General features: G+C 59.7%; 15 protein-coding genes. 10 read left to right on the top strand and 5 right to left on the bottom strand.

What is annotated here, in order from left to right; all coding sequences use genetic code 11:
- Positions 1 to 78 precede the first annotated feature (78 nt).
- The 3 genes from uvrB (at position 79) to BM399_RS04010 (ending at position 3,908) form a co-directional block, all read left to right on the top strand.
- On the top strand, positions 79 to 2,844 hold the full coding sequence (gene uvrB / locus BM399_RS04020) for an excinuclease ABC subunit UvrB (protein WP_425284052.1): 2,766 nt from the start codon (positions 79 to 81) through the stop codon (positions 2,842 to 2,844).
- An 89-nt stretch (positions 2,845 to 2,933) separates the two neighbouring features.
- Positions 2,934 to 3,227, top strand: coding sequence for a GYD domain-containing protein (locus tag BM399_RS04015; protein WP_092866273.1), 294 nt, complete (start codon positions 2,934 to 2,936; stop codon positions 3,225 to 3,227).
- Between the two features lie 102 nt (positions 3,228 to 3,329).
- Complete coding sequence (locus BM399_RS04010) at positions 3,330 to 3,908, top strand: type 1 glutamine amidotransferase domain-containing protein (protein WP_092864516.1); 579 nt, start codon at positions 3,330 to 3,332, stop codon at positions 3,906 to 3,908.
- A 63-nt stretch (positions 3,909 to 3,971) separates the two neighbouring features.
- Here BM399_RS04010 and BM399_RS04005 read toward each other — a convergent pair whose 3' ends face one another.
- Together BM399_RS04005 and BM399_RS04000 are read right to left on the bottom strand one after the other, a co-directional pair.
- Positions 3,972 to 4,502, bottom strand: a complete 531-nt coding sequence (locus tag BM399_RS04005) for a DUF3617 domain-containing protein (protein WP_143111325.1) — start codon at positions 4,500 to 4,502, stop codon at positions 3,972 to 3,974.
- A 118-nt stretch (positions 4,503 to 4,620) separates the two neighbouring features.
- Positions 4,621 to 4,923 (bottom strand): hypothetical protein, encoded by a 303-nt coding sequence (locus BM399_RS04000; protein WP_092864510.1) that lies wholly within the window; start codon positions 4,921 to 4,923, stop codon positions 4,621 to 4,623.
- 207 nt (positions 4,924 to 5,130) lie between these two features.
- Between BM399_RS04000 and BM399_RS03995 the strand changes: the two genes are divergently transcribed.
- The 3 genes from BM399_RS03995 (at position 5,131) to BM399_RS03985 (ending at position 6,963) form a co-directional block, all read left to right on the top strand.
- Positions 5,131 to 5,577 carry an acyl-CoA thioesterase gene (locus BM399_RS03995; RefSeq protein ID WP_425284051.1) on the top strand — a complete coding sequence of 149 codons (447 nt, stop codon included), beginning with the start codon at positions 5,131 to 5,133 and terminating at the stop codon, positions 5,575 to 5,577.
- 18 nt (positions 5,578 to 5,595) lie between these two features.
- Positions 5,596 to 6,237 carry a SixA phosphatase family protein gene (locus BM399_RS03990; RefSeq protein WP_143111324.1) on the top strand — a complete coding sequence of 214 codons (642 nt, stop codon included), beginning with the start codon at positions 5,596 to 5,598 and terminating at the stop codon, positions 6,235 to 6,237.
- 123 nt (positions 6,238 to 6,360) lie between these two features.
- Positions 6,361 to 6,963, top strand: coding sequence for a histidine phosphatase family protein (locus BM399_RS03985; protein WP_143111323.1), 603 nt, complete (start codon positions 6,361 to 6,363; stop codon positions 6,961 to 6,963).
- Positions 6,964 to 6,981: 18 nt separating this feature from the next.
- Here BM399_RS03985 and BM399_RS03980 read toward each other — a convergent pair whose 3' ends face one another.
- Complete coding sequence (locus BM399_RS03980; protein ID WP_092864504.1) at positions 6,982 to 7,485, bottom strand: hypothetical protein; 504 nt, start codon at positions 7,483 to 7,485, stop codon at positions 6,982 to 6,984.
- Between the two features lie 281 nt (positions 7,486 to 7,766).
- Here BM399_RS03980 and BM399_RS03975 point away from each other — a divergent pair, with 281 nt between their 5' ends.
- Positions 7,767 to 8,309: a hypothetical protein gene (locus BM399_RS03975; protein WP_244531054.1), complete on the top strand. Its 543-nt coding sequence runs from the start codon at positions 7,767 to 7,769 to the stop codon at positions 8,307 to 8,309.
- 32 nt (positions 8,310 to 8,341) lie between these two features.
- Positions 8,342 to 8,716, top strand: coding sequence for a hypothetical protein (locus tag BM399_RS03970; RefSeq protein WP_092866264.1), 375 nt, complete (start codon positions 8,342 to 8,344; stop codon positions 8,714 to 8,716).
- A gap of 30 nt (positions 8,717 to 8,746) precedes the next feature.
- Here the strand turns inward: BM399_RS03970 and BM399_RS03965 are convergent, their stop codons facing one another.
- Entirely contained in the window at positions 8,747 to 9,409 is a 663-nt protein-coding gene (locus tag BM399_RS03965; protein WP_092864501.1) for an MBL fold metallo-hydrolase, read from the bottom strand.
- 189 nt (positions 9,410 to 9,598) lie between these two features.
- Between BM399_RS03965 and BM399_RS03960 the strand changes: the two genes are divergently transcribed.
- Positions 9,599 to 10,945 carry an outer membrane protein gene (locus BM399_RS03960; protein ID WP_092864498.1) on the top strand — a complete coding sequence of 449 codons (1,347 nt, stop codon included), beginning with the start codon at positions 9,599 to 9,601 and terminating at the stop codon, positions 10,943 to 10,945.
- A 254-nt stretch (positions 10,946 to 11,199) separates the two neighbouring features.
- On the opposite strand, the gene ctrA is transcribed toward BM399_RS03960, so the two are convergent.
- On the bottom strand, positions 11,200 to 11,898 hold the full coding sequence (gene ctrA / locus BM399_RS03955) for a response regulator transcription factor CtrA (RefSeq protein WP_045836896.1): 699 nt from the start codon (positions 11,896 to 11,898) through the stop codon (positions 11,200 to 11,202).
- A 684-nt stretch (positions 11,899 to 12,582) separates the two neighbouring features.
- Here ctrA and BM399_RS03950 point away from each other — a divergent pair.
- Positions 12,583 to 12,966, top strand: a complete 384-nt coding sequence (locus tag BM399_RS03950; protein WP_092864495.1) for a flagellar export protein FliJ — start codon at positions 12,583 to 12,585, stop codon at positions 12,964 to 12,966.
- Positions 12,967 to 13,442 lie beyond the last annotated feature (476 nt).

Below are 13,442 nucleotides of genomic sequence, written 5' to 3'. Positions count from 1 at the left end.
TCAGCACCAACAAAAACACCCGGTCCGAAAGCACCTCGCCCTTCCCGCGGCAAGTCGGGAAAGCCGACTCAGCCTCCTATGGAGACGGAGGCCGGAACGCCGGGCTTTGGAGAAGCGGGTTCCTATTTCGCACCTGCCGACTTTTCGCCGAAGCGCGGAGCGACGGGCCTTCCGAGCCTGCCTGCGCTGCGCCAGTCCGGTCCGCGCCCGCCAATGGGCAGCGAAAGCCTGACCGATAGCCTCACCGCCCTTCTGACCAAGCCGCAGGAGCGCTCCGAACGGGCGAATGAGCTGCTGTCTCGCCAGCCACTGATGGCGACACACCCGATCGTCTCGGGCGGCATGCCGACGTTCGTTCCCCACCGGCCTGAGCGGCCCGAGAAAAGCGAAGGCGGGGTCCCGTTCAAAATCGTCTCGGAATACGAGCCGAAAGGCGATCAACCGCAAGCCATTGCGGAGCTGGTCGAAGGCGTCGGCAAACACGACCATAACCAAGTGCTGCTGGGCGTAACGGGCTCCGGCAAAACCTTCACGATGGCCCACGTCATCGAGCGGACGCAGCGTCCGGCGCTCATCCTCGCGCCGAACAAGACGCTCGCAGCGCAGCTTTACGGTGAGTTCAAGAGCTTCTTCCCCAACAACGCCGTCGAATACTTCGTTTCTTATTACGACTACTACCAGCCCGAAGCCTACGTGCCGCGCACCGACACCTATATCGAGAAGGAAGCGTCGATCAACGAACAGATCGACCGTATGCGCCACGCCGCGACGCGCGCGCTCCTCGAGCGCGATGACGTCATCATCGTCGCGTCCGTGTCGTGCATCTACGGTATCGGCTCGGTTGAAACCTATACGGCCATGACGTTCACCGTTCGCGTTGGAGAACAGCTCTCGCGCGACCAACTGCTGGCCGACCTCGTCGCCCTTCACTTCCGCCGCAACGATCAGAATTTCGTCCGGGGCACGTTCCGCGCGCGTGGCGACACCGTCGAAGTTTTCCCGGCCCACTTGGAGGACCGCGCCTGGCGTTTCTCGATGTTTGGCGACGAGATCGAGTCGATCGTCGAGTTCGATCCCCTGACGGGCAACAAGACCGACGAACTGGCGCTCGTGAAACTCTACGCGAATTCGCACTACGTGACGCCGAAGCCGACGCTGCAGCAGGCGATCAAGTCGATCAAGACGGAGCTGAAGCAGCGCCTCGAGGAACTCTATGCGGCCGGCAAGCTTCTCGAAGCCCAGCGCCTGGAGCAGCGCACGACGTTCGACATGGAGATGATGGAGGCCACCGGCTCGTGCGCCGGCATCGAAAACTATTCGCGCTATCTGACGGGCCGCAACCCTGGCGATCCGCCGCCGACGCTGTTCGAATACCTGCCCGACAACGCCCTCGTCTTCGCCGACGAAAGCCATGTGACGGTGCCGCAAATCGGCGGCATGTTCCGCGGCGACTTCCGGCGCAAGGCGACGCTCGCCGAGTACGGCTTCCGCCTGCCCTCCTGCATGGATAACCGGCCGCTCCGCTTCGAGGAGTGGGACGCGATGCGGCCGCAATCCGTATTCGTGTCGGCAACGCCCGCGAGTTGGGAACTCGAACAAACAGGCGGCACCTTCGCGGAACAAGTCATTCGCCCGACCGGCCTCGTCGATCCGCTCGTCGAGGTGCGTCCGGCGAAATCCCAGGTCGATGATCTTCTCGACGAAGTTCGCCAAGTCTCGCAGAAGGGCTATCGCACGCTCGTCACCGTGCTGACGAAGCGCATGGCCGAAGACCTGACCGAATACATGCACGAGAACGGCGTGCGCGTGCGCTACATGCACTCCGATATCGAAACGCTGGAGCGCATCGAGATCATCCGCGATCTTCGCCTCGGCGCTTATGATGTTCTGATCGGCATCAACCTTCTGCGCGAAGGTCTCGACATTCCGGAATGCGCTTTGGTCGCCATCCTCGATGCCGACAAGGAAGGCTTCCTGCGTTCCGAAACGTCCCTCGTGCAGACGATCGGCCGCGCCGCGCGTAACGTCGACGGCAAGGTCATTCTCTACGCCGACCAGATCACCGGGTCGATGGAGCGCGCGATGGCCGAAACCGATCGGCGCCGCGAGAAGCAGCTTGCTTGGAACGCGGCGAACGGCATCACGCCGGAAAGCATCAAGCGCAACATCCAAGACGTCCTGCAATCCGTCTACGAGCAGGATCACGTCACCGTCGATGCCGGCCTCGCGGACGGCGACAACGTGCAGGTGCTCGGCCACAACTTGCAGGCCGTCATCGCCGATATGGAACGGCGCATGAAAGAGGCTGCAGCCGATCTCGAATTCGAAACCGCAGCGAGACTGCGCGACGAGGTCAAGCGCCTGCGCGAGACCGAACTCGCCATCGCCGACGATCCATTGGCGCGGCAGTCCGAAGTCGAAGACAAAGCCGGCAGCTTCAAGGGTTCGCGAAAGTACGGCCCGAGCGCCAACGTCCCGCCGCGACCGGCGTCCGGCTCCCGCGTGCAAACGGAATACGAACCCGTGCAGCCGACGTACGCGCAGTCGACGTCCCGCGTTAAGAAGCCTTCGCTCGACGACATGGGGCCGGGCACCGACCGGCCAGTCCCGGCTCGCACGCAACACGTCGATAGCCGCGTGAAAGCCGGCGCATTCGGCGAGAAGATTGCAGGCCCGCATAAGCCGACGCTCGACGAAATGGGTCCGCACGCGTCCCTGCCTTTGAAATCCGGCGAAAAGCCCTCGCGGATATCGATCCCGACGCGGACCCGCGAATACGAGGGCGGCACGGAGAAGAAGAGCCGCCGCGGCCGCCCCAAGAAAACCGGCCGGCCCGGCCAGTAGCAGCAGGAGCCGTAGATTTTCCTACATTTGATCGGTTGCGCGATCTAACATCCGCGACAACGGGGAGCACCGCCACAATGGAGGCTCTCATGGCAACATTTATCATTCTTGCCAACTTCACGGACAAAGGCATTCACGACGCAAAAGACACGATAAGTCGTGGCGACAAGTTCAAAGCCATGGCCGCGAACGCTGGCGTCACGGTCAAAGACATCTATTGGACGATCGGGACCTTCGACTCCGTCGCGATCTGCGAGGCGCCCGACGACGAGACGGCCACAGCGTTGGCATTGAGCGTCTCCACCCGCGGCAATGTGCGAACGCAAACGCTGCGCGCCTTTTCGTTCGAGGAAATGGGCAGAATCCTCAATAAAATGGTGTGAGCGACATCGGCTGAAGCGCCTCAAACCGCCCTTGCCGCAGGGCGGAACTCCGATGAGCCCGATTGGTTGTTTCTCAGTTGCAAGGCAATCGAGGACCCTCCAATGCCCAAGATCTCGAAAGCAAAAATTCTTATTCTCGCGACCGACGGTTTCGAGCAATCGGAACTCGACGTTCCGCGCGAAAAGTTGAAGGCGGTCGCCCAGCTGGTGCATGTCTGCGCACCAAAACAGCGAAAACAAAAAGACTCGATCATCGGCTGGCAAAATCAAGACTGGGGCAAACCCGTCAAAGTCGACATGGAACTGGGCGAAGCGTCAACCTCGCTCTACGACGCAATCGTGCTGCCCGGCGGTCAGATGAACCCCGACACGCTGCGCCAGAACCCCGAAGCGATTAAGCTCATCAAGGCGTTCCTCGCCGACGGCAAGGTCGTCGCCGCGATCTGCCACGCACCGTGGCTGTTGATCGAAGCCAACGCCGTCCGCGGCCGCAAGGCGACATCCTACACCTCGATCAAAACGGACATGATCAACGCCGGCGCCAACTGGGTCGACGAACCCGTGGTATCCGAAGACGGCATCGTAACGAGCCGTAACCCCGGCGATATCGAAGCCTTCGTCGCGAAGATCATCGAAGAAATCGAGGAAGGAAAACACGACCGCGCCGTGCTCGCCGCGTAACGATAACTGCGGCCGTCCTCAAGGCGGCGGCCGCAGCACCCTCATCGAATTTCAATTCAAGTGCTATGGCCGCCAGGGCGTCTTCGCCACGCCCAGCGCATCGATCATCTCGCCGGTGTTGACCGTGAGCCCACCCGGCATTTGCAGGTCACCTGCCTTCACTCCGGCGGGACAAGCATCCGAGAGCCATTTCGCCTTCTGCGTCGTGACAATTTTATGAGGCGCGCCGAGACCGCTGATCTCTCCGCTGATGGTCATCTGATAGGCAGATTGGAAATCGCCGGTGATCACAACGTGCGACGTCGTCTTCATGGAATCCATCGTACACGTCGTGTCCCAAACGTAGGCATCGCCGTCACGCTTGATCTCACGCTCGGAGCACATGCTTTGCATCGCGTCCATTCCCGCATCCATCATGACTTTATCCGTCGCCGCGTCGATGCAGGCATGGAGCGTCATCACCGGCGCATTTTCTTTATGCGTCATGAGGATTTCCCAATAGCCAGGCTTGCGCGCCGGCAGCTCGATCGGATCGGCGGCGGCGGACACTGCGAAAGCAAGAAAGAGAACGGGCGATAACGTCCGGGAAGTCATTTTCAAGTTCAAGGGTCATGCTCCGGGCTGATGGCGTCCATGTCGCGCCAATTTTCCCGAACTGAAACCCGTTCGCCAGTCGAATTTTTGATTGCGATCCGGTCTTGGACCCGCGAGGTCAGCTTGCCATCGAGCGAGGCGGCTTCGTGCGCGTCGTTTCGATGCTCTTTAAAATCAGGAGCAGGGTATGGCGAACGGCCTCGTCGACAGTTTCGACGATATGGCCCGGTTCGGTCAGGTTGGCCGGGACCCACACAAGTTGCCGATCCACCGCCCGCCAGCTGCCGAAATAGTTCCGGCCCTTCATCACCGTCACGCCCGTGCCGGAAAGGCCCTCCCGTACGGAAAAACCGCTCAGCGCAACTTCAGGGATGTTCGCGAGTTGCTGCAGCAGTTCGCGATCTGGGGTGGCGGACGTCATGGCGGTATCGCAACTCGAATCAGTTGTGAGGCCTATTCGCCAAAATTAGGCAACGAAGGTTGCGTAAGGATTGACGATGTGCGCCGGTTTTGAACCTTGGGCGCTATGCTGCGCATCTTCCCTCCGCCCCTTTTTGCCCTTTTGGGGGCTGGAAGGAGGCCCCATGACAGATCGCGGCATCGTCCGCATACAGAAAGGTTCGCGGACATGACGGTCGAGACACCCGAAAAGAAGCGGCATCGAACAGCCCCACATCTGCCCATGCCGTCCGGCGATCCGGTCATTCGCACCATCGCAATGCCCGCCGACACCAATCCCGCGGGCGACATCTTCGGCGGTTGGATCATGTCCCAGATGGATCTCGCCGCCGGCAGCGCCGCGGCACGCGTTAGCCAGGGACGCTGCGCCACCGTCGCCGTCGAGGGCATGAGCTTTCACGAGCCCGTCAGAGTCGGAGACGAATTGACGGTCTGGGCGCGCATGATCAAGCGCGGACGGTCCTCGATGACGTTCGACGTTCAAGCCTGGAGGCGGCCGCGCGACAGCGAATCCCAAACGTGCGTTACCCGCGCCCATTTCACATTCGTCGCCCTGGATGAGAGCGGCCGGCCGAGGGCCTTGCCCGACTCCGCCGATGGCGAGGCGTGGGTCTAGTTCAGCCGGAGAAAAAGCATGAAATGCGTCTCTGCCCTATATCGGCGCTTCGCGGCGGCGGCACTTCTTGTAACGGGCGTCGCCGCGATGACAGTCCTCTCGCAGACCAACGGCGAATGGGCCAGCACCGCCTCGGCGCGCGAGCAGGCCAGCGACTATGCACCGATCCAACACTTCATGGGCGGACCGAAGCGCATCATCCTGATGCGCCACGCCGACAAGACCGACGATCCCGAAGACGAGGATTTGTCCGACACCGGCCATGCGCGCGCCGAACATCTGGCGACCTATATTCCGCAAACGTTCGGCAAACCGGATTTCATCATCGCCACATCCCATTCGAAGCATTCGAACCGCCCGCGAGAAACCGTCCAGCCGCTTGCGGACGCGCTCGGAATGAATGTGCTGCACGATTTCGAAAATCGCGATTTCGCCGATCTTATTCAGGAGATTTTCGACGATCCCGACTTCAAGGGAAAAACCCTCGTCATCTGCTGGCATCACGGAAATTTACCCGCAATGGCGGCGCTGCTCGGCGCCCCCGCCGGTAGCTATCCCGATCCGTGGCCGGAGGACGCCTACAACCTCGTCCTCGATTTGCAATACGATCCGAACTCGGGCCGTGCACCGACCGTCAATCGCGTCATCGAACCGTTTTGAAGATCTGCGAGATCATTGCAAAGTCCTCGCGCTTCGACGAAAACGCGTGCGCGGCGACAACTGGGGACGCTTGCGCCAATGGCGCAACGCGCGAATGACGGAAACTCACGGAAGGAACGGCATTTGAAAGAGTCTGCGGAACCGGGCCGCGGTATCAAGGCATGGCTGTGCGCACGCGCCAAATCGCTCTGGGCAGCACTGCGCGGCACCACTGCCGAAGAGATAACGGCAACGCATCACCCCGCGGGCGGACCGGGCCGGATCCTGCTGATGCGTCACGCCGAGAAGACGGGAGATACCAGCGACATCTTGCTGTCGGCCGAAGGCACCAAGCGCGCTCAGCGTCTCGTGACCTACATCCCCGAGACGTTCGGCCGTCCCGATTTCATTTATGCGGCGGCCCGCTCGAAGCGCTCGATCCGTTCGATAGAAACCATGAGGCCCCTCGCCGCCGCGCTCGGTATCGAAGTTCAGCACCATATCGAGGACAAGGCCTTCAAGAGCCTCGTCGCCGAGATCTTTTCAAAGCCCGGCTATCACGGGAAAACGATCGTCATCTGCTGGCACCACGGCAAGCTGCCGGAGATCGCGGCGCTTCTCGGCGGCCGTGAGGGCAGCTATCCCGCCTCATGGCCCCAAGACGTCTTCAATCTGATCCTGGATTTCCGCTACGATCAGAAATCGAACGCGCCGCCGACCGTCTGTCAGATCGTCGAGCCGTTCTGAAAGCAGGCGCCAGTCAGCTCAGCACTTCTTCAGCGTCGCAGCGAGTTCCCGGAAGACGTCCGGATTTCGCGGAAGAACCTTGACGGACTGATCGCAGCCCTGCCCGGCAACCGCCATGTGGGCTTCAAAGAATTGCCCCGAGAGCTGCACGTCGAAGCCGTCGGCCGTGACGATGCCCGAAACCGTGCCGCCAATGTCGTTGATCTTGTCCTGCCATGCGCCCGTAACCTTCTCACCTTCCACGGAAAGATCGGTCGCGGCGTGGAGCTTGAAGTTCGAACCGTCGTCGCAACGCAGCGTCTGCCGCATTCCCTGCACGCCATCCTTGCGTTCGACGTAGGTCACGACACATTTGAAGTTGGACGCCGGCCCCGACATGGACGTCATCGTCGCCATTCCCACCCAGCGCCCCGCGAGGCTCGCGAGCGGGTCGATCGGCGCAGCCGCCCGGTTCTCCGTAGCAATTAGGCTTGAAATACTTGCAACAACGACATACGTGCCAATGCGGTACGCCCGACCCATGACTCAACTCCCTCAACATTGATATTGGCTATGGCGCACCCCGAGTCCCGCCCACGGCAAAGCCGCTGTTTTCTGAGCGCCACCTACAATACCGGGAGTTTGAAATCGGATCGCGACCCTTTGTAGGCCGTATTTGGGTAACTCGCGGGCTACACGTCGTTTTGGAAGCTGCATCGCTCCCGGGCGGATGTACCCCCCCACTGTCGCCCGGCGGCAACACGTTTGAACGCGCAGCAGCGCCGTGCCCATATGGCTCGCAAATCGGCTTACATCAGACAATAATGTCGCCGCTTCGGGGGCTCACCGTTTGGAAGGAAGAATACGTGGTGCGCAATCACAGACTTGCAGCGTCAATATCGGCGTGGGCCTCCGTCGTAGCGGTCGGCGTGGCCTTATCGTTCAACCCCGCTATCGCGGCGTCGGACAATCCATTCGTCGAACTCGCCGGCACGTGGTCCGGATCGGGCACGGCCCGCTTCGATAATGGCAAGACGGAAAGCCTCCGCTGCAAAGGCTATTATACGAACAACGGCGGCCCGACCAATCTCGGTCTTTCGATCCGCTGCGCCAACGCTTCCGCAAAGGTCGAGCTCAGAGCCAATCTCACCAATGCCAACGGCACGGTGAGCGGCGACTGGGAAGAGCGCACGTACAATCAGTCCGGCACAGTCGCGGGACGGGCAACGCCCAATCGGATGAACCTCGCAATCAGCGGCGGCATCAACGGTTCGATGTCGGTCGCGATTTCGGGCGGCTCGCACTCGGTCACCGTCGCGACGAGCGGGCCGTCGTTCAAGGGCGTCAACATTTCGATGTCGCGTTAGCGGAAAAGCCAAGCCAAAGGATGAGATTCTCTATGCGCGCAAAAATGCTGGCAGCTGCCGCCGTCGCGGCCGCCTTCACCACGGCAATCCCGCCCGCTGCGGACGCTCACATCGGCCGCCTCCGCTCGAACTACAAGCAGGGCGAGGTAATTACCGCTTACAGCCGCTTCGGCAACGGGCAGATCTCGAGCGTCGTCCGGCGGGCGCCAAGGTGGGGTTGGCAAGTCCAGCTTCCGCGCGGCGCTTGGGTGGACTGCAGAAGAAGCTGCGAAGAAACGCTTCGCGTTCAAACGGTCGACTTCTTCGGCAGCGACGATAATTCGATCTCGAGCGGCGGCTACGGCACGCTCCAGCGCGAATGCGGAATTTTCGGCTGCCTCGGCGGCTCATACACGTTTTCGTTCTGATTCGATCTGGCCGCCGAAGTCCGCGAACTTTTAGACCAGAAACGGATTGGTCAGCCGTTCCGGCCCGAACTGGCTCGGCGGACCATGACCGCAAATAAACGCAATGTCGTCGCCGAGCGGCAGAAGCTTCGTCTTGATCGACGATATTAATGCTTCGTGGTCGCCGTAGGCAAAATCGGTCCGCCCGATCGATCCGCGGAATATCACGTCGCCGACCAGCGCAAATTTCTGCCGCCGGTCGAAAAAGACGACGGACCCCGGCGAATGTCCGGGGCAATGAAAAATCTCGAACTCGTGTCCGGCCACGGTGACCTTGTCGCCCTCGTCCAGCCAACGATCGGGTTTGACATTACGAACACCGGAGATGCCGTACATCTCCCCCTGCTTCTCGAGCGCATCGAGCAGCACGGCATCGTTCCGATGCGGACCTTCGATCTTCACGCCAAGCCGGTCGCGGAGATCGGCGGCGCCGCCCGCGTGATCGATGTGGCCGTGCGTCAGCAGAATTTTCTCGACGGTAATTCCCGCTTCTTTGATTCCCCGTTCGATTCGATCGAGATCCCCGCCCGGATCGACGACAGCTCCGACCTTCGTCGCGTCGTCCCAAATCAGCGTGCAATTCTGCTCGAATGGCGTCACGCGGACGATCGCGGCTTTGAGTTGGGATGAAGGGTTGCGGCGCGCATCACTCATAGGTCTAACTCCGAATTGCTCTGTGGTTTTAAAACAATCCACCGCTCATAGCGAAGCGTCCCGTTGGCGCGACGTCTTCCTTAGTCCGCGAATCAGATAACGATATCAATGAGTGGGCCATATGGGCCCCGTAAATCGCGCATTCAAGCCCACTGACAAGCCGTTGGCTGACGCCTCTCGGAGAGAGCCATGATTAGAAATCGTGCCAGTTTCGCATTAGTCGCCGCAGGCACATCGATTGTCGCCGCGGGGCCCGCTGCTGCCAATGACTGGGCAGGACCGTATATCGGTATCGGCGGTGGCTACGGGATGACGAACACCCGCACTAGCAACTCGTTTCTGACGGAATTCGATGAGGATCCCATCGCCGTCAAATCGATGAAGGACGGCCAAGCAGGTACGGGCGGCTTCCTTACTCTCAGCGCCGGCTATGATCACGCCCTGTTCGGACCTCTGGTCGTAGGCGCTTTCGTCGACTACGATTTCTCGGACATCGATACCCACTTTTCCAGTCTCCTTCCGCCCGACATAGGGCACTTTAAGATCGGGGATCAGCTTTCGGTTGGCGGCCGGGTCGGCTATCTCGTCGCGCCGTCGACACTCTTTTTCTCGACGTTCGGCTACGCCCGTTCCGATCCGAGTGACGTATCCATCAATTTCGGCTCCGGCCCGATCCGCGCGAATCTCGGAAGCTTCAACGGCTACTTCCTGGGAAGTGGTGTTGAAACATTGATCGGTAATGGCTTCAGCCTGAAGGCAGAGTACCGATATACATCGATGCGGGCTGAGGAAATTGCGCTCGAAGATGTCCTCACCGAAAGGTTCAAGCCGAAAATCCAGACAATCCGGATGTCGCTGAACTATCGCTTTGGTGACGGCAAAAAGGACGTTGTCGACAATTCGATCCCGCCGATCACCTCGAGCTGGACCGGCCCATACTTGGGCTTCGGTACGGGCTATAGCGTGGCCAACAAGCAGGAATCCTTCGGCGCGGATGCAGGTCCTTTCAACAATCCTGTCAGCAATGACGGCGGCTTCATCTCGGCATCTGTCGGCTACGACTATCAGTTCAGAGAACGGTTCGTCGTCGGTGCGTTCGCTGACGCCGATTTCTCGAACCTGAGCTACAACGACAGCAATTTTGCTAGTGACGGAGTTGATAGCCAAGAACTTTGGAGCAGCCACGGCGGCTTCAAAAACATCCTGATGGTCGGCGGTAGGCTCGGTTACCTCACCACTCCCGACACCTTGCTGTTCGTCAGCGGCGGCTACGCGAACGCGGGAATGGAACAGACCACGATCAGCATTCTCGGCGAGGGCTCGGGGGTGATTTACGATTCAAAGCGCTTGTCGGGCGCATTCATCGGCGCCGGTGTCGAAACAAAAATCTGGGATTCGCTCTCGCTCAAAGCCGAATACCGCTACATCGACCTCGAGAGCGAAGAATTGCCGCTATTCGCAATGTCAGGCAGCCTGGCGGCGCGCATCGACCCCGATATCCAGACGGGCCGCCTGTCTGTGAACTGGCGCCCCTGACGCTAGCGGGTAAGGACGCTCGCCGGTAAGGCACTGCAGAAATTCCTTCAGGGGTCCTCGTGGGCCCCTGATTGCGTTTAGGCGACAATGACTGAGAGAAAGTGCGGTGGCGCAGTCCGTCGGCAACGGCACCCAGGTCGCCGAACCATTTGAAGCAAACCCGCTCGAAGGATTTGCCGAAGCCAACCCCATAAACACGACAAGGGCCATCATGGCCCCTGTGCGCGTGAACGAAACTATTCGAACGCGATTGATTAAGCGGCTTCCGAACCTTCATGTCCCGGATCGCGCAGCACATATCCGCGGCCCCAGACGGTTTCGATGTAGTGTTTGCCGCCAGTCGCTGCCTGAAGCTTCTTCCTGAGCTTGCAGATGAAGACGTCGATGATCTTCAGCTCCGGCTCGTCCATCCCGCCGTAGAGATGATTAAGGAACATCTCCTTGGTCAGCGTCGTGCCCTTCCTGAGCGAAAGGAGCTCGAGCATCTGATATTCTTTACCTGTCAGATGTACGCGCTGGTTATTGACGTCGACTGTCTTGGTGTCGAGATTGACGCGAAGGTCGCCGGTTTCGATAACCGATTGGGCGTGTCCTTTCGAACGGCGCACGATCGCTTGAATGCGTGCGACGAGCTCATCCTTATGGAAGGGCTTCGTCATGTAGTCGTCGGCGCCGAAGCCGAGACCCCGAACCTTGTCGTCGATACCTGCAAGACCCGACAGAATAAGAATCGGCGTTCCGACCTTCGCAACGCGAAGTGTCTTCAGAACTTCGTAACCGCTCATATCCGGGAGGTTTAGATCTAGGAGAATGATATCGTAATCATAAAGCTTACCTAGATCGACGCCCTCTTCGCCGAGATCCGTCGTGTAAACGTTAAAACCTTCCGACTGAAGCATAAGCTCGATGCTCTGCGCCGTGGCACTGTCGTCTTCAATGAGTAGAACCCGCATGACCGTCCCTCTGGTGCCCTATACGATCCGTGTCCGCGCTATGTCTGTCCTTCGCTCAAAGAAAACGCACAACAATCGAGCTAAGCGATCGTTAGGAAGTTAGCGACGAGAGGTTAACAAACCCTAATTCGCGTTAGCTAATTCACCATGCAGCGACTTGCCGGTGTTCTGGCAGCAACTACTGGAGACATGGCTTCCGCGAAGCGGGTCGCGCCGCTGCCGGTCGCGAGGCAAAAAGATGCCTCGTTCGCGCCAGAGCATGGCCCGCCATTACATCAAAATATTAGAACTGCGCCCCTCTTGACCGCCGACAGATCTTCCGCAAGGCCCGATTCCGAGGCGCCCACCCCGTTACCTGACCTCTCCGATCGCTTCTGACCTGCATTCGGCTCGAATCAAGAGCTAACAGAATTCGGAAGAATGCCCTAGACCGCCTCGAACTAAATTTTGCCCCCAAACGAGACGCGTCGTCAGAAATAGTTACCCGTTGCTTTACCGCAACTTAAGTGCAGTATGTCATACATATTTTTGAGGGTCTTCGGACTGCTGGTGCAACGCGGCGGCCCGTCGGCATTAACGCATTTCTTCATGGTTGCTGTAGCAGCAAAGCCTTATTCTTGATTGGCACGCTTCTTGGGTACCTGAGGACTGAGATAAGTTCGAATTTGTTTGGGGTATCGGACGATGAAGTCACGTGACCTGGCCATGCGCCTGAAGCGTCGTGAAGTAGAAGAGAAGTCTAGGAAGGTTGACGACCTGGAAAGAATTATTCGCGAATTCGATCAAATGGCGTCAGATCTCGAACGCCAGATCCAACTCGAGGAAGATCGGACGGGTATTCGCGACCGGGCACACTTTTCTTATTCGACGTTCGCGAAAGCGGCAGCCCAGCGCCGTGACAACCTCAGACAGTCGACCGAAGGCCTCCGCGAGAAACTCGCAGCCGCCGTTCGCGAACGCGACGATACGGTCGAGCAATTCTCTCGCGCCGCCCAGCAGGCCGCCAATCTTGATGATCCCCGCGCCGGCCGTCGTGACCGGCCGTTCGGAATTACAGCGCTTCGCTGAATAAGCCCGGCCCACCGCCGGACAAACCTATGACTCCGGGCTCTGCGTGCAAAGCCCGGGTCCCTCCGCATCCTGGCCTCGAGCGACGAGCCCCCGGCCTCCAAGACCCCGGCGACGCGGCCCGCCTGAAAGACGCCGCCTTTCTCCCCTCCAATTTCTGTTGGCTTCGCCGTTTAAGCACTTGTGACCTCTTGCTCAAATCGGGCGAGGCGGGCACGAGTTGCAACTCGCATTTGTGTTCATCAAATGAGTCTATGTGAGCCGCCGCTCGGGGAAAAATGCCTGTTCGCCGTCCATCAATATTGGTGCCGGCGCTGCTCACGATAGCGGCGTTGACGGGTTGCGCAGGCAATGCCCCAGAATTGCAATCACAATTGCAGTCTCTGAGCATCCCGTCGACCAGTGAAAATACCCCGACCGTCGCCGCGTTGCCGGGCGAACCCCAAGGCGGCAAGCTAATATCGGGCGCGACTGGC

Origin of the sequence: Hyphomicrobium facile, from assembly GCF_900116175.1 — a bacterium.
GTDB lineage: Bacteria > Pseudomonadota > Alphaproteobacteria > Rhizobiales > Hyphomicrobiaceae > Hyphomicrobium_B > Hyphomicrobium_B facile.
The sequence above is the reverse complement of the archived record's forward strand: the minus strand, read 5'-3'. Positions and strand labels throughout refer to the sequence as shown.